General features: G+C 63.3%; 26 protein-coding genes and 1 tRNA gene. 4 read left to right on the top strand and 23 right to left on the bottom strand.

Annotation, left to right across the window (positions count from 1 at the left end):
• The first annotated feature begins 266 nt into the window (after positions 1-266).
• Complete coding sequence (locus ABD002_RS16315; protein ID WP_343792972.1) at positions 267-1,073, top strand: helix-turn-helix transcriptional regulator; 807 nt, start codon at positions 267-269, stop codon at positions 1,071-1,073.
• Positions 1,074-1,151: 78 nt separating this feature from the next.
• The gene (locus tag ABD002_RS16310; RefSeq protein ID WP_343792970.1) at positions 1,152-2,987 is read left to right on the top strand and encodes an aspartyl protease family protein; all 1,836 of its coding nucleotides are present in this window, start codon (positions 1,152-1,154) and stop codon (positions 2,985-2,987) included.
• A 100-nt stretch (positions 2,988-3,087) separates the two neighbouring features.
• On the opposite strand, the gene ABD002_RS16305 is transcribed toward ABD002_RS16310, so the two are convergent.
• Positions 3,088-3,483, bottom strand: coding sequence for an MmcQ/YjbR family DNA-binding protein (locus tag ABD002_RS16305; RefSeq protein WP_343792968.1), 396 nt, complete (start codon positions 3,481-3,483; stop codon positions 3,088-3,090).
• 430 nt (positions 3,484-3,913) lie between these two features.
• Between ABD002_RS16305 and ABD002_RS16300 the strand changes: the two genes are divergently transcribed.
• Entirely contained in the window at positions 3,914-4,165 is a 252-nt protein-coding gene (locus tag ABD002_RS16300; RefSeq protein WP_343792966.1) for an AbrB/MazE/SpoVT family DNA-binding domain-containing protein, read from the top strand.
• Entirely contained in the window at positions 4,162-4,509 is a 348-nt protein-coding gene (locus tag ABD002_RS16295) for a type II toxin-antitoxin system PemK/MazF family toxin (protein WP_343792964.1), read from the top strand. The genes ABD002_RS16300 and ABD002_RS16295 overlap by 4 nt, the downstream gene beginning before the upstream one ends.
• Before the next feature lie 195 nt (positions 4,510-4,704).
• Here ABD002_RS16295 and ABD002_RS16290 read toward each other — a convergent pair.
• The 22 genes from ABD002_RS16290 to ABD002_RS16185 all read right to left on the bottom strand — a co-directional run bounded on the left by ABD002_RS16290 (position 4,705) and on the right by ABD002_RS16185 (position 18,922).
• Positions 4,705-4,818, bottom strand: a tRNA-OTHER gene (locus tag ABD002_RS16290).
• A 412-nt stretch (positions 4,819-5,230) separates the two neighbouring features.
• On the bottom strand, positions 5,231-6,379 hold the full coding sequence (locus ABD002_RS16285) for an integrase (protein ID WP_343792961.1): 1,149 nt from the start codon (positions 6,377-6,379) through the stop codon (positions 5,231-5,233).
• Positions 6,379-6,585, bottom strand: coding sequence for a hypothetical protein (locus ABD002_RS16280; RefSeq protein ID WP_343792959.1), 207 nt, complete (start codon positions 6,583-6,585; stop codon positions 6,379-6,381). Before ABD002_RS16280 ends, ABD002_RS16285 begins: the two co-directional genes overlap by 1 nt.
• Before the next feature lie 62 nt (positions 6,586-6,647).
• Positions 6,648-7,106, bottom strand: coding sequence for a hypothetical protein (locus tag ABD002_RS16275; RefSeq protein ID WP_343792957.1), 459 nt, complete (start codon positions 7,104-7,106; stop codon positions 6,648-6,650).
• 414 nt (positions 7,107-7,520) lie between these two features.
• Positions 7,521-8,618 (bottom strand): hypothetical protein, encoded by a 1,098-nt coding sequence (locus ABD002_RS16270; protein WP_343792955.1) that lies wholly within the window; start codon positions 8,616-8,618, stop codon positions 7,521-7,523.
• A gap of 184 nt (positions 8,619-8,802) precedes the next feature.
• Positions 8,803-10,191 carry a reverse transcriptase domain-containing protein gene (locus tag ABD002_RS16265; RefSeq protein WP_343792953.1) on the bottom strand — a complete coding sequence of 463 codons (1,389 nt, stop codon included), beginning with the start codon at positions 10,189-10,191 and terminating at the stop codon, positions 8,803-8,805.
• Positions 10,188-10,622, bottom strand: a complete 435-nt coding sequence (locus ABD002_RS16260; protein ID WP_343792951.1) for a four helix bundle protein — start codon at positions 10,620-10,622, stop codon at positions 10,188-10,190. The genes ABD002_RS16265 and ABD002_RS16260 overlap by 4 nt, the downstream gene beginning before the upstream one ends.
• Positions 10,623-10,647: 25 nt before the next feature.
• Positions 10,648-11,166 (bottom strand): Lcl C-terminal domain-containing protein, encoded by a 519-nt coding sequence (locus tag ABD002_RS16255; RefSeq protein ID WP_343792949.1) that lies wholly within the window; start codon positions 11,164-11,166, stop codon positions 10,648-10,650.
• A 63-nt stretch (positions 11,167-11,229) separates the two neighbouring features.
• Positions 11,230-11,409: a hypothetical protein gene (locus ABD002_RS16250; protein WP_343792947.1), complete on the bottom strand. Its 180-nt coding sequence runs from the start codon at positions 11,407-11,409 to the stop codon at positions 11,230-11,232.
• 20 nt (positions 11,410-11,429) lie between these two features.
• Complete coding sequence (locus ABD002_RS16245) at positions 11,430-12,239, bottom strand: DUF2303 family protein (RefSeq protein WP_343792945.1); 810 nt, start codon at positions 12,237-12,239, stop codon at positions 11,430-11,432.
• Complete coding sequence (locus ABD002_RS16240; protein WP_343792943.1) at positions 12,239-12,610, bottom strand: hypothetical protein; 372 nt, start codon at positions 12,608-12,610, stop codon at positions 12,239-12,241. The genes ABD002_RS16245 and ABD002_RS16240 overlap by 1 nt, the downstream gene beginning before the upstream one ends.
• A gap of 81 nt (positions 12,611-12,691) precedes the next feature.
• Complete coding sequence (locus tag ABD002_RS16235; protein ID WP_343792941.1) at positions 12,692-13,192, bottom strand: HNH endonuclease signature motif containing protein; 501 nt, start codon at positions 13,190-13,192, stop codon at positions 12,692-12,694.
• Entirely contained in the window at positions 13,189-14,061 is an 873-nt protein-coding gene (locus ABD002_RS16230) for a hypothetical protein (protein WP_343792939.1), read from the bottom strand. Before ABD002_RS16230 ends, ABD002_RS16235 begins: the two co-directional genes overlap by 4 nt.
• On the bottom strand, positions 14,058-14,612 hold the full coding sequence (locus tag ABD002_RS16225; protein WP_343792937.1) for a hypothetical protein: 555 nt from the start codon (positions 14,610-14,612) through the stop codon (positions 14,058-14,060). Before ABD002_RS16225 ends, ABD002_RS16230 begins: the two co-directional genes overlap by 4 nt.
• A gap of 41 nt (positions 14,613-14,653) precedes the next feature.
• The gene (bet, locus tag ABD002_RS16220; protein ID WP_343793312.1) at positions 14,654-15,625 is read right to left on the bottom strand and encodes a phage recombination protein Bet; all 972 of its coding nucleotides are present in this window, start codon (positions 15,623-15,625) and stop codon (positions 14,654-14,656) included.
• 239 nt (positions 15,626-15,864) lie between these two features.
• Positions 15,865-16,266 (bottom strand): Lcl C-terminal domain-containing protein, encoded by a 402-nt coding sequence (locus ABD002_RS16215; protein WP_343792935.1) that lies wholly within the window; start codon positions 16,264-16,266, stop codon positions 15,865-15,867.
• A gap of 16 nt (positions 16,267-16,282) precedes the next feature.
• Positions 16,283-16,597, bottom strand: coding sequence for a hypothetical protein (locus tag ABD002_RS16210; protein WP_343792933.1), 315 nt, complete (start codon positions 16,595-16,597; stop codon positions 16,283-16,285).
• A complete protein-coding gene (locus ABD002_RS16205; protein WP_343792931.1) occupies positions 16,594-16,971 on the bottom strand; it encodes a hypothetical protein in 378 nt (125 codons plus the stop codon). Before ABD002_RS16205 ends, ABD002_RS16210 begins: the two co-directional genes overlap by 4 nt.
• Positions 16,972-17,001: 30 nt before the next feature.
• Positions 17,002-17,490 carry an Lcl C-terminal domain-containing protein gene (locus ABD002_RS16200; RefSeq protein WP_343792929.1) on the bottom strand — a complete coding sequence of 163 codons (489 nt, stop codon included), beginning with the start codon at positions 17,488-17,490 and terminating at the stop codon, positions 17,002-17,004.
• A gap of 280 nt (positions 17,491-17,770) precedes the next feature.
• A complete protein-coding gene (locus tag ABD002_RS16195) occupies positions 17,771-18,025 on the bottom strand; it encodes a hypothetical protein (RefSeq protein ID WP_343792927.1) in 255 nt (84 codons plus the stop codon).
• A gap of 3 nt (positions 18,026-18,028) precedes the next feature.
• Positions 18,029-18,316 carry a hypothetical protein gene (locus ABD002_RS16190; protein ID WP_343792925.1) on the bottom strand — a complete coding sequence of 96 codons (288 nt, stop codon included), beginning with the start codon at positions 18,314-18,316 and terminating at the stop codon, positions 18,029-18,031.
• A 42-nt stretch (positions 18,317-18,358) separates the two neighbouring features.
• On the bottom strand, positions 18,359-18,922 hold the full coding sequence (locus tag ABD002_RS16185) for a hypothetical protein (protein WP_343792924.1): 564 nt from the start codon (positions 18,920-18,922) through the stop codon (positions 18,359-18,361).
• Positions 18,923-18,926 lie beyond the last annotated feature (4 nt).

Raw genomic sequence — 18,926 nt, 5'->3', positions numbered from 1 at the left:
TCACGTGACATCCTATCTCGCAGATGGCGTTGACCCCATCAACACGGTGCCTTACGCCCGGAACTCCCGATGAGTGGCGTTGATGGATCTTGGGCAGCGCGGAGGTCGGCGATACCCTGATTGGGCGGACGATGCTGCGAGGGCACCAGGAGAGCGCACGGCCGACGTTGCGCGCTTGCAGATGAGAGCACAACCCTCGATCCTTGATCGCGCATCCAACGCCCGCACCCTGAATCGAACGACGCCTCTCCGGCAGCCTTCATCCGATGTCCCAGCCCCCTGATCCCAGCCTGCCCACCGCACCGCGCCAGCGAATTGATGCGGCGGGCCTGCGCGTCGTCGATACGATTCACGCGGGCGCGACTGAACTCGACCGGCATGAACACGCCGAGCCGTATGTCTGTGTGGTGCTCGATGGCAGTTATGAACAGCGCAGCACGGCGTTATTCGAGTGCGCGCCTGGCTCGGTCGTGCTGCATCCGGGCGGGCATGCGCACGCGAACCGTTTTCATGACACGGGCGCGCGCTGTGTGAATATCCAGGCGAGCGGCGACTGGCTGGCGGACGGGTCGTTCGCTCGATTGGTCGCCGATTACCGGCATCTGCGCCTGCAAGCCGGCGCCGTCCCGATCGCGCGACTCGCGCGCGCGCTGGACCAGGCGGACGCCGCTGCTCCGCTGGCCATCGCGGCGGCCGCGCTCGACCTGCTCGCCAGTCTGATGCGCGTGCCGACTCCGCGTGCGCCGCTGCGCTGGATCGATCGCGTGATCGAGGCGCTCGAAGCTGATCTCGCGCGCACGCCGTCGCTGGCCGAACTCGGCACGCTGGCAAACGTGCATCCGGCCCATCTGGCGCGTGCATTCCGCCAGGCGCGCGGCGAAACGATCGGCGACTACCTGCGCCGGCGCCGGCTCGAGCAGGCCGATCGTGCCTTGACCGCCGGCGATGAAGCACTCGGCGCGATCGCACTGGCCGCCGGCTTCTACGACCAGTCGCATTTCACGCGCGCGTTCCGGCATCGCTTCGGACAGACGCCGTTGCAGCGGCGCCGTACCGTGCAACTCGGGTCCTAACGCGCAACTCCGGTGCAATACCGCGTGCGGTGTCCGTGCTTCACTGTGCTTGCCTGCACTCCTCAGAAGGACGTTGAAATGAAAACCGTCGTGGTCCTGTTCGGTGCCCTGTTGTTCTGTGGCGGCGCATCCGCGAAACCCGTAGAAAGCGCGGCAAGTCTGCTCGCTCGCGCCCGCGCGACGAGCGGCGGCGATGCCTGGGACGCGATCGTCGGGCTCAGCGCGAACGGCACGGAAAAAGCCTCCGGCCTCAGCGCCGACTGGCGCATGGACGTCGACCTGCGCGATGGCCGTTCGCGCCAGAGTGCAGATTTCGGCGTCGTCCGCTACGCCGAAGGTTTCGACGGCCGCGATCACTGGCGCCAGGACGCCTCGGGTGGCCTGCACAATCTCGATTCCGCGTTTGCGCGAACGGCGACGGTCACCGACGCCTGGCTTGCGCGTCGCGGCTGGCTGCGCCGCGATGCGGCAGGCGCGAAGATCGGCGCGATGGCGATGCGCAACGAGGGCGAACGCCGCTACGCCGTGCTGACCGCAACGCCGCAGGGCGGCCAGGCGGTCGAACTCTGGTTCGATCCCGCCAGCGCGCGGCTCGAACGCAGCGTGCGCACGATGCCGATCTCGATCGTCAGCGTCAGCTACGCCGACTATCGCAAGGTCGATGGCATCGAACTGCCGTTCTCGATCATCACCCGCGACGATGCCGGCAACGGCGACGACATCGTCGAGCTGCGCACGTACCAGACGCGTCCGAACGCAAGCGACAGCGATTTCGCACGACCGTCGCCACCCGACGATGCCCAGGCACCGGCTGCCGGCACGACCGTACCGCTCGAGTTCACGCGCTACCTCGTGGTCGAGGCGAAGCTCAATGGCAAGGGACCGTTCGCGTTCATCCTCGACACCGGCGGCCACGACATCATCACCCCAGATGTCGCGCAACAGCTCGGTTTGAAGGCGGTCGGTAGCGGCACCTCGGGTGGCGCAGGCGAGGGCACGATGACGCAAGCCGACGTGCGCGTCGGTCGCTTCGAGATCGGCGCGGCGGTGATGACCGACCAGCATTTCTTCGTGATGCCGTTGCAGTACGGCACCATCGAACGCGGCGCGCGCACGCCGCTGGCCGGGATCATCGGGCTCGAAGTGTTCGAACGCTTCGGCACGCGCATCGACTACCGCGCCAAGACGCTGACGCTGCGCCCGCGCGCCGGCTACCGGCATGTCGGCGGCGGCGTGCCGTTGCGCATGACATTTTCGGATGACCAGCCCTTGGTCGAGGTGGGTTTCGAAGGAAAGCGCGGTGACTTTGCGCTCGACACCGGCAACGGCGGTTCGATGCTCGTGCAGCATCTATGGGCGGAAAAACAAGGCTTCGCGCAGCGGCTCAAGAGTGGCGTCGAACTGGTGTCGTACGGCGCCGGCGGCGCATCGCGCAACTGGGCCAGCCGTGTGGACCGCTTCGACATCGCCGGGCAAAACCTGCGCCATCTCGCCGCGCGCTATGCCGAAGACAAGCACGGCTCGTTTTCGTCGCGCACCGAAGCCGGCAACATCGGCAGCGACGTGCTCGCCCACTTCACGCTCGATTTCGACTACGCCGGCGGACAGGTCTGGTTCGAACCGGTGCCGGGCTGGACACCGCCGCCGTTCGACCGTTCCGGCGTGCGTGCGTACAAGGACCGCGCCGACGCATTCACCGTCGCACTGGTCGGCGAGCACACGCCGGCTGCGATCGCCGGCGTCAAGGCAAACGACGAGATCATCGCGGTCGACGGCGTAGCGGCGACGCAATTGAGTGGCGATGATTGGTTTCACAAGATCACTCAGGCGCCGGGCACGTCACTGGCGCTGACGCTGCGTCGCAAGGGTGTCGAAAGTCAGGCGGCGCTGACGCTGCGCGAATTGCTGCCTTGAACGAAATCTAGGGGAAAGGGCAAAGCGGCGCCGCTTGCGAGCCGTCGCTTTCGACCCGATCGGGCGACTGTCCGCTTAGCATTCACCAGGTTCGATATCTCTATATCGCCGGCAAAGGGTCGCCTTTGAATTTCACGAGCAGCGCCTTCGGCGCCTGCGCGGCCCAGGCTTCGATCAGCAGCTCGCGCAGCTCGGTCCGACCGATCTCCTTCAGGCGGACCAGCACTGCAGGGAATCCATCGTAGTGCGGTTCGGTGAAGAACTTGCGCTGATCGGAAATCAGCAAGATTTCCTTGGCGTCCAGGTTCGCGACTCGCACCGCCAGCACGTCGTGACACGGCACACGCGCTTTGCGCGGCTGGACGCGTTCCAGCCAAACCCATGCGAAACCCTTGTACTTCCTGCCGTTGAGAACCGAGAACGCAAAGCGGTCCTCTTCCTCGCGGGTTTCCGGAAGCGAGAGGGCGATTCGCCGCACGTCGGATTGGCTAGCCATCACCGGAGAATAAATGAAGTGGCACGGCTAGCGCAGGCTGTCTTTCGCCTCGGTAGCCCGAAGCATCAAGAGCCTATGCCGAGGTGCCCAAACGAAAAAAGGCCCCGGTTTTCACCAGAGCCCATGCAGATCAACAACTAAGAAATTTTGGCGCCCGAAGTTGGACTCGAACCAACGCCCCCTGATTAACAGCTCGCAAGGAAATCAATAAGTTATTGATGTTCTGGCGAAGTCGAGCGAAGGCAGGCGAAGCGGAAAGAAGTTCCAGAACAGCAGCTTAGCGAAGGTTGGCGAAGCTGCTGCGAACTGAGCGCTGTACCTGTGCTGTACCTCGAAAGTGCGGCGGAGGCGTGTGGCGCGGAGCGCGCTTGCCGATCCAGCAAGATCGGCGTATGTTTTACTCCAGTAAAACATCGAGTGTAGGTTCGTCATGAGCTGTACAGCAACCCTCCGCCGCTCCGGTGGCTCCGTCATTCTCTCGATCCCGAAGACCATCGTCGAGTCGCTGGCCGTCGACGCCGGTTCTGTGGTCGAACTGTCCTTGCGTGGCCGCAGCCTCTCCGTCACGCCGGCTCGGCGCAGCTTGGCCGAACGCCTCGCTGCCAGCCCGAGGTCGCCTACGCAGTGGCAGCGCGACGACGAATGGCTTGAGGATGCGCCGCAAGGACGCGAGGGGCTGTGAGCCGCGGTGTTCCACAACGCGGGGAGATTCTCGAACTGAGCTTGGACCCGACGCACGGCCGCGAGATTCGTGGGGCGCGACCGGTGCTCGTGTTGTCGGCGGATGCGTTCAATAAGGCGTCCGGCCTGCTCCTCGTAGCGCCGATCACGCAAGGAGGCGCAGCCTCGCGAGAAACAGGATTCAGCGTGACGCTGATGGGATCAGGTACGCGTACTCAAGGCATCATTCTTTGCGATCAAACCCGCACGGTGGATGCGAGGGCGCGGACGTTCAAGCGCTTAGAGAATGCGCCATCGCAAGTGGTGCAGGAAGCCTTGGACGCGGTTCGGTCCATTCTCGAATAGCAGAGTCGGCCCGAGGAAACGCTGCAATTGACCCGAATCAGGCGTTCGTACAATCGTTGCCATGAGGCGCTCCGGTACGGGCACTGCACCGAAACTGTACCTCTAGCCGAGACGGTGCATCGAACGTCAGCGAGGCAGGAAATTTTTGCATCCGGAAAAAACAAAGGCCAGCAATGATTTGCTGGCCTTTGAAGATGGCGCCCGAAGTTGGACTCGAACCAACGACCCCCTGATTAACAGTCACCGGCTCCCTGTCGAAAAATCAGGCGGTTGGACCGCTTCTTTGTACGTGGTCGCGCTACTTCGGGCGTTTCGCGTCAGGAACTTGCCGGGGATTTGTACGTGGGATTTCAGCGCACTCTCCGCACCAGTCGTCGCGATGTGTCGCTGGCCACCAGCGCGGATCCACGGCGTTGTCAGCGGGTGTGGTGGCATGCGCCGGTATTCGCCAATGGCGGTCCGGATCTTGCGCCACCAGCGGCATTCCTCACAGCGCATCGTCAGGCGCGTGCCGCCAATTCGCGTGCCAATACATCAGGTGGCAGACCAGCAATCACCTTGTCTACGGCATCGCTCGTGCAGGCTGCGCCGTATGACATGAGTTCGGCGGAGATGTCCAATCGTAACCGTGATCGCGCCATCTCAATGCGGGCCCGAAGAAGGCTAGCGTCTCCAAGAACCTCTGGCGCGGCTGACGACTGCTCGACTATTCCCATCATCATCACTCTCCCGCCGGCTTCACCACCGGCACTTCGAAATCATACACGTCAACCATCGCCGCCGACTTGTGGCCGCTCGCCTGCTGTTTGTCGGCCTTGGTGCCCTTGGTGTCGGTGATGCCTCGCCGCTTGAACGCGTGCATGCCGAAGCGCTGATCCGCCGTGATCGCGCCGGTCGCGACAGCGGCCACCATCAGCCGCCGCCACGCCGTCTTGAGAACACCGCGACGCAGAGCCGCACCATCCTCCGCAACCACCAGCGGCCGATCTTCCGCGCGTAGCGGAATGACGGCGCGCTTGGCCCGCCATATCGTATCCCGCCGTTCGACCAGACTGTCCCACGCCATGCGTAGCCGCGGCGTCCAGGTGACCACGTTGTCGCGACTTCCCTTCCTTCGATTCGTCATCACGCCTTCGTTCGTCGCGTTCGCGTCGGTGAGCGTGACCACCTCGATGCCACGCAGGCGGCACAGGTACGCAATGTCCGCGACCGCCCACAGGTAGGCCGGCTGCGAGCCCGGCCGCCGCGTCGTAATAGCGCCGCACGCGGCCGCGTACTGAATGACCGACGCCATGACCGCCGGCTCGGGCAGCTGGCGCTGCTTGCGCTCCGTGGCAGCTTCGATGCCGTCGGCCGGATTGAGCTTGGCGCAGTGGCCGCGGTTGCCACCCCAGCGGAACAGCCGGCGCAGGTAGCGCAGCAGATGGTTTGCCTTGGATGGATGCGTCTTCGCGATACCGTCGACCAGACGTTGGATGACGGGCGCGGTGAACGCGGCAACCGGCCACGCCGACAGCGGGCCGCCCGCTTTGTCCTTGCGCTTGCGAAGCACCTCGCGGCAATAGGCGTAGTCGTCGCGGGTACCCTGCGCCAGCGCCTTGTACTTGTCGGATTCGGCGAACAGGCCGCAGAGCCAGTCGATCGTGCCACGGCTGTCGCCGACGCGCAGCTCCTCGATGCGCTTGTGCAGGTCAGCCAGCGTCGCCTTGGCGTTCGCCAGATCCTTTCGCCGGCGCCTGCCGTCGACCAACGCGAGTTGATACCACGTGCCACCACCCCAGCGGTGGTCGAAGTACACGTTGGCGGGAAGTTTGATCTGCTCGATGTGCGTTGGAATGCGCGGATTGAACTGTCGTGGCCGACCGCGCATCACAACATCTCTGGCGAGTAGCGTTCGTTGTCGCTGTTCGCGTCCTTTAGCTTTGCTGAGTTCACCAGTTCGATCGTCGTCCATGGGCCATCCCTTCCGAGGAAGTAGGGCACACCTTGCTTGTCGAGGCTCCTGCGCAGAGCGCCGACACTCTCGTAGCTGGTCGCTGCGAGCAGGTCTGCCGTGGAAAGGACGCCGTTTAGCACAGGATCGATCCCTCAGCGATCCGCGATTGGCTGGTTGACAAACGCCGCGTCACTCGGCCAGTTCACGGCTCAATCCTCGTCAGTTCGTGCGCGCGTTCCCATGCCTTTGACAAACGCTCCTTGATGCCGGGTCCGCCGCCGGTCAGCGCAAACTCTTCGCTATTCAGAGCGCACAAGTCGCGCAGGACTTCGCGGTACTCGTCGCGCTCGGCCTCGGCGCCCTCGGCGCTGGCTTCCGCCCTCGGCTTGTCACGACGTAACCGCTGGATTTCCTCGGCCATCGCGGCGTCAGTATCACGCTCGATCCGCTCCGCGTATTCCTGCCATTCCCTTGCTTTCTGGATCACGGTCAGCGAGGCATTCAACGACGCGATTACCTCAGCCCGCATGCGCCCAACCTCCGCCCGCAGCCGCTCGATCTCATCGGCTGCCAAGCACAGCAGGTCCGGTACGTCGCTTCGTGCGGCCCACTCGCACGGATTCCCGTGCGGGCGCAGCCGCTGGATCAGGTCATCAGTCATTGCTCACTCCGTAATGTGCCGATACTTTTTTATCGCCCCGGATGCGGGGTAGATTTGTAGTTATACGGTGGGTGAAATTCCTCGGAGCCTTGCCCAAGCTTTTGTTCCTTGGCACGGCAGTCGCTCAATCGTCTCTTGCCGGTGCGGGCGCCAGTTGCTCCAGTCAAACCCGAACAACTTAGCTTCCTCATCCGCGAGCTTCACGGGGTCGTCTGAGTAATCTATCCCGTACAATTTTTGGGTATCAGCAAAATGCTTCTGTGCGTCAGCCATCGTCGCGCCGTGCTGAGTCATTAACCGTCCCATGTATGTAAGTCGCCAGCCTGCGTTCGTGCTTGTGCTCATTCCGTCACCTCGCTCAACCGTATAACAGTTCGTTCAACCGCGACCGCTGCTACGCAGCGGCGCGTTAACTCAGGCGTTAGTAGTTACCGGCACGCCGTTCGGGAACATGGATTCGAGGGCGGCGCGCATCCATATCGCAGCGCGAGTAGGGCCTTCCTTCACTTTACCGGCGCTACCCGTGTAGGCAATGCAGGCACGTTCCACATCCTCATCCGTGATCGACCGCAGCGTGGGCGCGGCGGTGGACGCAATGCGGACTCCCTGCTCCTCCATCGCGGGCAGCAAGGCGTCAAAAACGAAGCGCCGAGTCGTCGTTCCGCCGCCGTTTGCCATCACGACCGAATCCGCCGCGCGCAAGGCGCAAATGAAACGGCGTATAACCTCCTCATCCGCCTCCTGCGCGCTCGGCTGCTGCGCATGCTGCGCGCATCGGACTACGGTCGATTCGTCGATGCCGTTTGCGTAGGTCGTTTCTGTGTAACAGCCGCACTCCTTCGGCTGCTGTAGCGCGGCGATGGCGGCGCGGGCATAGGAGTGCATTTGGTCGGCCGAATAGGAATAGACGTCGCCGAAACGAGTAGCATCAACAAAGGCGGGATGAGGCAACAGGAGCTGCCCATTCACTTGGGCTGGGCTGGAAGGTTCGGAGCGTTCCGGCCATTTGCCGTCAAGATGAATCGCGCCCTCTTCGGGCAGCTCTTCATAGTGCGCGTACAGGCCGGCCCCGCTGCGGCCGTCCACGCGGTGCTCGATAACGAGCACCGACTGATCCTCGAACGGCTCGCCATCTTCTCCGGCAAAGCCCGCGAGCTGCGCGATCTGCCCGCATGTCAGGCGCAGTGGGGCAGGCTCGGCAGGCGCGGGCGGAGCGGCGGCGAGCATGGCGCGGTAGACGAGACCCGGAGCATCGGCTGGCGTTTCAATATCAAATCCGTTCGACTCGCTCAGGAATCCGGCGCGCAGCATTTCCGGCGTCGGCTCCCTCGGCACCAGCACCCACCCGCCCGCCAACGCGGCCGGCGCGGACTTCGCGGCGCCATATTTGTCGAGGAGAGAGGCAGCCGCATCCATCCTTTCCTGCCATTCCGACGCCGTGTAGATGCGGAACCCATCGGATGCAACGAACTCGCGCAGCGCCTCGGCCAGTTGGTCGGTTAGTGCGCTCATTGCTTCCACTCCTTTTTGTGCGCGTCGAAGTCGCGCAGTTCTCGCTTGAGCTTGATAAGCGTGTGGTGGTTGACGTGCTTGAGGCGCCCGCAAAGCAGATCGGCCATTTGTCTTACGTGGGAATCTGCCGCTGACAACTGCGACCTCGCATCTGCTATCGCGTTTCGAATGTCATCCCCTGCATTCATGCTGCGTCCTCGTAGTTGGTAGCGTCGCGCAATATCGCGCTATAGCGGCCCTCATCGCGCAGTCGGAAGCGTCGTGGCGTGCGCGCCGCTGCGAGCCAGGGAAATCGTTTGTTGAACTGTTCGCTCAGTCGATGGGCGTTTGCGTGCGTGAAGTGCCCGTCATAACTTGCCGCGATCGACTGCAGGCGTCGGTAGTCTTCGGGCGTAGCACGCACCGCATCCGCTCGCACGTGATCAGCCGCCCATTCGGTCAGCGCAGCGCGTGCATGCCGAACAACACGCGTGCGGACGCGGGTATGCGTAGGAAAAACGACGTAGCCAAGGAAGTCGGCGCCATCAGTAAGGGACCGCAGGCGCTGGTCGGCCTTGAGCTTCAGCCGGAGCCGGTCGCGCAGGAATGTCTCAATCTGATCGCGCCAGCGCTCGAGCTGCGCACGATCACGATGGATGATCACGAAGTCGTCGACGTAGCGGATGTATCGCTGGGCCTTGAGCTCGTGCTTCACGAACTGGTCCAGCTCGTTCAGATAGACGTTCGCGAAGAACTGCGAACTGAGGTTGCCGATCGGAATGCCGCAGGCGGCCGGCGAGTTCTCCAGGCGTTTGTGCAGCGGGATCTGCGCACGCTCCTGAGCAGTCGAGCGATGCACGACACCGTATTCGATCGGCGACTTGCGCAGCAGTGCATGCGTGACGCGCTGTGCGACCTCCGGAACGCCGGCCTTTGCCATGCGGCGCTTCAGGATGGTCCACAGCGTGGGGCGGTGAATGGTGTTGAAATAGTTGGCGATATCGAGCTGGAGATACCAGCCGCCACCTTGGCCGCTCGCGACCTGGCGCACGAAGCCTTTCAGGCGATCAACCGCCGCATGACTGCCCTTACCCTTGCGATTGGCGTACGAGTCGAAGATGAATCCAGGTTCGAACGCCGGCTCAATGCGTGACATCAGCCAGTGGTGAACGACGCGATCGGAGAAGTCGGGCGCGTGGATCTCCCGTGCCTTCGGCCGCGTGGCGACGAAGCAGGTTGTCGGCGACGGCGACCATCGGCCTGCATTGATCCGCTCCTGCAGATCCAGCAGGCGATCGGTCCAGCGGCATTCGAAGTCGAGCTGGTTAGCACTCGGCTGCTTGTTCTTCCGAGCGCACCGCCACGCGAGGAACAGTTCATGGAACCCTACAGATGTTGCACCCTGACACTCACTGGCGCGCGCGACCGAGCGCACCGCACGGACGCGGCACTGGTTGTTGCGGTTGTAGATGTTCGCGTTGCCGTTGTTGAAGTTGACGATCCACGCGTAGTCCGGATTTGAAGCAACCGGCGACGCTTCCCCGCGCACTTGCGACCAAGCCGAACATCCTTGTAGGTAGCGCGGCGTCGTCATGAATTGGCCCCGATTGAGGCGGCTCGGGTACTCAGTATCTGGGCACGCTGCGGCGACACGTCGGACGCCGCACTCTGGCCCTTTGGGGTGCAATGCTGGCGGTGCCAGCCTCCTACCTGCTTGCCGAGATCGCGCACCAAGCGCGCGAGCGCTTCGAATTGCGCGAAGCTCGGGAACGCCTTTACCTGACTGCCGAGCTGCAGCGTGATCTTGAAGTCATCGACCGCGCGCACTAGCTGCGCGACCAGATCCTGCTGATGGGATCGATCACGCCATGCCCGATGCGCTAGCCGCGCAACGGTCTTGGCGTCGGCACGAAGATCGGAGCCGATGCTGTACTTGTGATACCTGGCGAAGCGACGCACGACGATCTCGACATCGACGAGCAGGCGTTCCGAGGCTTTCACGACCGGTGGCGGCACGAAGGACATGGCGGCTATCTATCCAAAAGGCCAATTACTGACTGGCGCGCGCGACCGAGCGCACCGCACGGACGCGGCACTGGAGGGGGCGGAGGCAGATGTCCGCGCCGCCGAAGTCGAAGTAGACGATCCACGCGTAGTCCGGATAGGAAGCAACCGGCGACGCGGTCCAGTACGCAGAGGACTTCATATCGGTGAAAATCGGATCGCACGCAGGGTTGTATCGCGTGATGTCGCGATTTGTTTCCTGTTCGTCCAGCGTAGGCAGACGCCAGTCCTCGTGACCGCCGAGTCGACAGGCCTTGGCTGCCGCATCACCTTCGGCATGCGTCATATCGCCGAGGTCGTGCGACCACTCCAGCCCGGCGCGGTGGTCGACGATGATGAAGCCGCCAGGGACGTTGATCCTCTGGCGTGCCGGCTTGGCGGCCGCTGTTGAAGGCGCATTGTCGTTGATCGCCGGATTGCCGATCACGACCGTGGAGACGCCGCCCAGGTCAATGCGGAGCGCGGATGCTGTGTTGCCGGCAAAGCTGAGAGTCAAAACGTTCAATTTGTATCTCCATGACAGGGAAGTCGGCGACGGCCAATGCAGCCGCCGACTCCGTGCGAATGACTACGGGGTGATCGTCGCGCCTACGCGGATCGCGAAGTTGCGCATGAACCGTGCGAGGTTGTCGTCGGTGCGCAGGTCGAAGAACGCGTCATAGACGCCATGGCTCGGCATCGGCTTCGACGGATCGACAACGCCCCACGCCGAGTAGAACGCGCCGGGAAGGACGCCTGCGATGTTCACCCAAGCCATGTCGTAGAACGTCAGGCCGTTCGCTGCCCAGGCGGCCGCGTTCGGATCGAACTCCGTTGCCTTGTCGATGGCGCCCGGTGCCGGGTGCCCAGGCTCGCCGCGATACAAGTTCTGCACGAAGTCGCGCATAGCCCATGCCTCGCTGAACTCCTTGTTGTCGAGCGCGCGTAGGGCTCGCACGCGAACACAAGATGCGTCGGGATGCCGCCATCCGCCTTGGCTGCGATTTCTTCGAGCGCCGATCGCGCAGCGCCAAAATCCTTGTCCGTATGGGTCACATCCGACTTCGCCGAGATCGTAAGATTGCGGATCGCCATCAGTGCCAGCGCGATGCCCGTCGGTTCGGCCCGATCGCCAAACTGTGCAGAGAGCTGCGCGGACCAGTCCTCGATCCACTCCACCAGCGACTTCTGCGACTGCGGAATGCCTTCGATCTTCTTCAGAGCGGCATAGGCAGCCGTCGGATCGAGCGCTAGCGAAGCGGTCCAATCGCCGTGACCTGGAGTTTCAGGCTTGCCGAGATTGAGGTAGACGCGCGCAGTACACTTTTTCGCATCAATGAATCCGGCGGCATCCTTGCTCTCAGGAGTCGCTGCGTTCGCTTTCACGTAACCGACGAACTCCGAGAGCGCCGTCGTAGAGAACTGGCCGCGGAACCGGCTGCGACAACGCTGCAGGTGCTCCAGCGTCTTGATCTCGTTACCGACCAGAACCGCTTGGATGCCGTTCGGGAACTGCGGAAACTCGCCAGGATTGATCCGGTTCGCGCGCGAGGCTTCGACCGCGAGGTTGCTTATTTCGTGAATCGCGGAGGCGTCCATCAGGCGCGCACTCCGTCTGTGCGGCCCGTCGCAGCGCCGGCCCCCAGTTCCATCTTCGTCTGCGTGGTCGGATACAGCGTCAGGCGCCCGCCGCGCTCAACATGCAGCGGCGTATCCGTCGCCATCTCCTCCGTGACCTTGCCGCGCGACTTCGGCACGACGGATTTGATCGAATGCGTCACCGCGACCTGGCTACCCTCACCGATCTGCTGCAGCTTGAACTTGATCGTCAGCTCGCCTTTCTTGCCGTGCGTGCAGACGTTCGCGGCGATGTCGGACAGCGCCGTGTTGATCTGTTCCTCGAAGACGCCGGCGTTCAAGTCGCCGAGCAACTCCGCGATATTCGTCTTGCTGTTGCTGTTGTTACTCATCGTTGGCCTCCTTTGGCCTGTTGAATTCTGGTCGCCTTGCCTCGCGTGCCCACGGCGACGATGGGCGGGATGTGCCGCTGCTTACGGGGGAGGGTTCGCAGCGGCTACCGGCGCAGGGCTGCCGGTCGGGTTCTTTCGCGGTCCGTAGTTCGGCTTTGCGCGTGACCACGATCGACGCTTCCAGATGTCGCGGATCGTCTGCGGGCTGCAGCCGTGTTTGTCGGCGAGCACGCGCGCGGTGTTCGGGCCGGCGTCCTTCTTCGCGCGCTTGATGTCGATCACATCGGCCGGCAGCAACGACGTGTTCACGCTGGCGCGGCAGGCATCGGCTTGCGTGCAGGCGCGCAGGTGGTGCGGGTTGACGCACGTCTTGCTGCCGCACGCTGTCGTCACCACCAGGCCATCCGGGATTGGGCCGAACAACTGCGCCCACATCCACCGACGAGCGGGCATGCGCTTGCCGCCGAACTGCTTGCTGGCGACACCGCCAACGTCCACGTTCGCCAGCCACGTCCAGCAATCGGCAGGATCGCGGCCGAGCTTCACCAGCGGCTTCAACACGGCACCGGGTTCGTGGCTCATGCCGTGCGCACCGACAGCGATTCTTCGGCGTAAATCCGGACGCCAGGAATCCGCGCTTGGGCCTTGAGCGCGCGCGCCACTTGGCCGATCGCTTTCGTGTCCGCCTGCAGGTAGCCGAGCAACGTCGTGTCGCCGTTGGCGAGTGCCGCCGCCGCCGCCGTGACCAATGCGGCGAAGTCGACGACCTCAGCCTTCCAGTTCTCGCGCGTGCCGATGCCGGCGGCCTTCGGTGCGATCACGGCTGGCACGGCAACGGGCGCAATCTCGGCCAGCTCGATCTGTTGGTGCGCCTGTTCGGCTTCGGCGACGCATGCGCTGGCCGCTTGCGCGGCTTCCTCGGCTGCGATGCGTGCGGCTTCTTCCGCCGCGCGCGCCGCCTCTTCGTCGCCGGCCTTGCGCGCCGCTGCGGCTTCTGCGTCTGCCTTGCGCTGCGCTTCGGCGGCAGCTGCGCGGATCTGGCGTTCCTTCTCTTCGGCCTCGCGGCGGATGCGCTCCTGCTCGGCGCGTTCCTTGCGCGCGGCTTCTTCGGCTTCACGTCGCGCTTTTTCGGCCTTCTCGCGCTCGGACTGCTGGAACGTGAGCATCCGGCCCTTCAGGAGATTGCCGGCATCCGTGAGGCGGTCGAGCGGCACCTTGAAGAACGCGTCGATGCGCCGGCAGCCTTCGAGGAACGGCTCCTTGACGTGCACGCGCTGCTTCTCGATCGCGGCAAACTTCGCGCGGATCGTTTGCAGTTCGGCGCCGGCTGCTTCGTACATCGCTGGCGAATCCACGTCGTAGGCGTCGACGACGGCGAACATGGAGTCCGCTTCGGATTGTGCCTTCTGCGCTTCGGGCGGCACCAGGATGGCGTTCGGATCAAAGTTCATGCTGCGTTCTCCAAAAAGGTGTGGACAGTCAGCGCGGACAGAAACACGCGCGAATCGTTGGGGGAGCGGAACGGCACGAGCTGCCAGCGTTCCGGTGTCAGGTGCAGGGCGTAGCGGTCGATCGCCGCGCCGGCCTCGAACGACACGATCGGGGCCGATTCGCGCAGCGCGATTTCGTAACCCGCTGTCTGCGGGCCAGCGATGCGCGGCACCTTCGCGGTGCGCTTGGCGTCGATCAGCACCCATCGGTCATTTAACCGGCCGAATAAATCCAGCGTGCCGGCGTAGCCATAGCGCGCGGAGTGCACGCGCCATTCCGACGCCGCAGGCTCAAATCCCGATTGCGCGCGAAACTCGCGCCACATGCCGAGATAGGGCAGCAGCGCGCCGGTCACGCTGTCTTCGTCGAGCTCGCCGCGCACGTCGAGCTCGATCAGCTTGTGTACGGCGGTTCCGAGCTGCGCCGCCGCTTCCATCACATCAGCCGGAACGCCGCGGTATTCCGCAGCCGACAGCGGCCCGAGGATCTGCGTCACGCTCGGCACGATCACGCCCGCATTGCGATACGTGTGCGTCGCTTCATCGAACGCGATCATGCCGACGCGTCCGACAGCGCTTTCAGCACGGTATTGATCGTCGCTTTGCTGACATCCGGATGCGCAGCAAGCAACGCGGCGTCGTCCGCAAACCCGGCTGCGACCGCCTTCGCGCGGATCAGTCGCGCCTGCGACGGCGACAGATCGCCGAGCGGGCCCGGCTCGCCATCGACAGTGGCCGGCGTGCGTTCTTTCGTTGCCTGCTCACTGAACTCCGCGTCGATCGGCGCATCGGCAGGCACGACAGAGGGAACCGCTTTCGCGCGTGGCATTTCGATCGCGGCCTTCGCCGAAGCGACGGTCTCGATATCGATCGACTTACCTTCCATTTCTTCGGCGGTGGGCTGCGATCCGACCGCCTCGGGGAACGCCTTGCGCAACGCCTGGGCTTCCGCGCACTTCGCAATCTGCCCGAAGGGGCGCTTCTCCCACATCGCATTCGGACCGCCGTCATCCCCCTTGCTGGCGTAGTTTTCCAGCCAGTATTCCAGCGCCGTGAACTCGACGATAGACGCGCCAATCAGTCGGCGTACCGTGATGCGACACCATTCCGGGTAGTGCATGTCGGCGTCTACGAACGTCTTTCGGCGCTTGCCGTTTTCCCCGTCGACCCACTTCTCGCGCTTGAACGTCATCGTGCGCGTGGGGCCGAACTCCGGCTCACTGCAGCCGGCGTACTGGCCGGTCCGCGCAGCGTTGATGCGGTAAAGCCCGATGCCCGGCATGACAACATCGCGCTTCTCCTTGATGTCGTAGCCGTTAGCATCCTTTTTGCCCGTGGATACCGTCATCGGCACGATATGCACGGGCTTCGTCATCGGGTCGAGCTGAGCGGCCTTGCAATAGGCCAGCACCATGTCGATCGACGCATCCGAAGCGCCGGGGTAGAGGCTGGATTTCAGCGCCGAGCGGATCTCGGCGGCGTGCTGCTCGGTGACGAGTGCGGTGCCTTGTACGGTGCGGGTCATTGCGTTCATGCGGCCACCTGATGCTGTTTCGTTTCCTGCTTCTCCCATGCCTCGACCGCCTCATTCAGAGTCGGGAAGCGTGGCGTTCGCGTGCCGCACGGCGGACATTCCAGCCAGTGCGTACCGCCATAGCCGAATCGCTCGACATGCTTGGGTTGCTTGCCGCAGCCTGGGCATGTGGCGAGGGTTCCTGACATTCGCGAGATTCGTTCCATGGCGCACCCCTGCCAAAAAGCCAATTACTGACTGGCGCGCGCGACCGAGCGCACCGCACGGACGCGGCACTGGAAGCCGCGGTAGTAGAGGTACGCGCCGCCGTAGTCGAAGCCGACGATCCACGCGTCGTCCGGATTCGAAGCAACCGGCGACGCCGTCCAGTACCAATCGGATTTGCAGGTCGGGAAGAACGCGGTGTCGATCGCGGGCGAGTAGCGCGAGCGGTCAGCCAGCGGGAACAGTTCCTCGACAGTCGGCAGACGCCAGTCGGTGAAGCCGCCGAGGTTGAGCTTCGCGCAGGCGTCGGTCGCTTCCTGCCACGTCATTTCGTCGTCGCCAACATCGGCTGCAGACCACATCAGGCCGGCGGACGAATCGAGGACGATGCCAGCGTCAGTTGCTTCGGGAATCGAAAAACGGCTCATGGTTTGCTCCAGTGAGTTATCGGGTCAGGTAGGCGATGCCGCTGAGCAGCAGCACGATGGCGAAGAGAGCAATCGAAGCGCCGATACCGGGTGTTACGGCCGGCGGCGAAACGAACTCCGGCGCGCGGCGGCGCTCAGTGGCAAGCGATGCCGCGGCGACCTCGATGCCAGCGACGATGGCGCGATGCGCCGACTCGCCGGCGCGCATCGCGGATTTCGCGCGTTGAACGGACTGCCGGATCGTGTCGGCGTCGCAGCCCATGCGGCGCGCGACGCGGCGCACGTGCTGCTCGACCGCAGCGGGGCGCAGGAAACTGAGGGTGGCGGTCATGCGGCCTCCCGCTCGACGTTGGCGCGGGCGACGGCTTCGACCGCGGCCTCCACCCTCGTCGCGCACGTGTCGGCCAGCTCGCACAAGGCGTCCATCGCCTCGGCGTCCCGCGCCTTGGCTTCCTCGCTGTAGCTGTGCAGATGGTGCAGCGGGCGAAATGCGTTGCGCAGCGCAAGGGTCATGGCCGCGAGGCGCTCGGCGAGTTCGCCGGCGTCGTGCTCGGCATCGGCCAGCAATGCCGAGACCACGATATCGCGTACCTCAAGGCGGTCGCGCTCTAGCGCGACGCACGCCAGTTCCACCGCATCCTCAAGGGCCTGCGCGCGGCTGTCGTCTGGCGGCAGGCAATCGGCGTAGCTGTCGGCGTAGTTCATGGCGTTACTCCCTCAATGCCAAAAAGCCAATTACTGACTGGCGCGCGCGACCGAGCGCACCGCACGGACGCGGCACTGGAAGCCGCGGTAGTAGAGGTACGCGCCGCCGTGGTAGAAGTGGACGATCCACGCGTAGCCCGGATAGGAAGCAACCGGCGACGCCGTCCAGTACCAGCTCGAACGAATGTCAGGAAAGAACTGAGGGTCAACCGCGGGGTTGAAGCGGGTCAGGTCGAGGATCGCTTCCGCTTCCTGCCGGGTCCAAAGACGCCAGTCGGACGTGCCGAGTGCTGTCAACGCAGCGCAGGCTGCCATTGCTTTGGCGTGCTTCTCAGGTTCGCCGATGTCACCAACGAGCACGTCGAAGCAGAGGTCGCCCGTCTTGACGTTGACCGCTGCCCACTCAGCTGCGTCGTTGGGAAGCGGTTTGCCCTTTGCATCCAGCTTGGTGAGGATCGGGCGGACGGTTTGATCGGCCGGCGCGGTGGTCGCGGCCTTCTTTGCGGTTGCGGTGCGCATGGTCTCCCTCGTGCTGGCCGCGGTGGGCGGCTGACGATGAGACAATAGCATAGCTATCTTTCGATAGCAATAGCGTTGCTATCGATATTCCCAAAGTTCTGCCAGACTCTTGGCTGAGACCTTTCGGCCTGGAGATCAGCGATGGACGAGAACGAGGATGTGCGTGCTCAGCTGGAGCGGTCGTCGCTCAGCGCGATGGACTTTTCAGCACGTGCGACGACAGCTCCGTGCAGTCAACGCGAAGGCGTCGAGTCACGAAGCGACTACAACCACAGACGCGCTATGGCGCTGGCCGCGCTGTCGATTGGACGAGTGATTCCCGATAAACCGCCCGGCATTCTTCGAAGGATTGGAAGAAGGCTTCAGGCATGGTGGAGTTCATGGCGCGCACGGCGTGATCTTCGGTGACTTCATCGAAGTCCTTGAGCAGCGCCGGCTTGTTGTGGATGTGGTCATGCAGAAGCATGACCATGATCCGTAGCAGGGCGATTTCTGCCTGTTGAGCGTTCACTGCTTCGATGACGTTGATTCGCATTGGCTACTCCACGAAACACCCGGTTCGCTCGCACTCCGCCAGTTTGGCCGGCCATCCCTTGCGACATTCCCACGCGTCCTTGGCGCGCGAGGCGTCGAACGTTTGCCAGCGCAGGTTGTCGGGCGTGTCGCTGCCGCCCACGCACAGCGCGATGCGGTGATCGATGATGTAGCCGGGGCACTGGCCGGCGCACCGGCCAGTGGACGGGCAGGGATGCAGGCGCTCGAACTCGTGCCTGGCGCGCGAGTCGCGGTGGTTTCTCGCTCCTGCATCGCAGGCAATCAGGATCATGATTGCAGCTAGAAAACGTGGGGTAGCTTGCGAAAGCATGTTCTATGCTGGAGAAATAATGTGCGCGGTTCGTAAGCAGCTCAGTAAATAAATGAATACGTCTTGATTGAGGACTACCAGCACCATCACGGCAGGAGCATCAAGAATTCCATGCGCTTTGCACATTTCCTTGGCTGCTTCCCACGTAAGAGTTCCTTCCTTCACGCCGTCTGCGCAATCAACTGTTATTTTTTTGAATCTTGAATAGTGTAAATTTGCTGCTTTGTAAAGCGATAGGAACGTGGCACTGGCTTCTCCGTAGCGCTCTGTCAACCATTCGTCGTAAGGAACGCCGATAGCGTCAACTACGGCAGGAATGTAAGCGCTACGCGATTCGGGTCCCTTGAAGGCAAAAAGTGATACATCCAAGAGATGGAGAACAAAGATAGTCACTTCGAGATTGAGGGCATCGAACTGTTGCTGCGAGCGTTTTTTGCCCGCTTGGATGTCGAAAACCTCTTGGTACTTCGGGGTCATGTGCGCCAACGTTGCCAACACGACGTGAATCACGGATTCGACGTCGCTTGGCGTGGCTAACGCATTATTTTTCTTCTTACTCCACCACATGACA

It is taken from the genome of Dokdonella soli, from assembly GCF_039523175.1.
Lineage (GTDB): Bacteria > Pseudomonadota > Gammaproteobacteria > Xanthomonadales > Rhodanobacteraceae > Dokdonella_A > Dokdonella_A soli.
The sequence above is the reverse complement of the archived record's forward strand: the minus strand, read 5'-3'. Positions and strand labels throughout refer to the sequence as shown.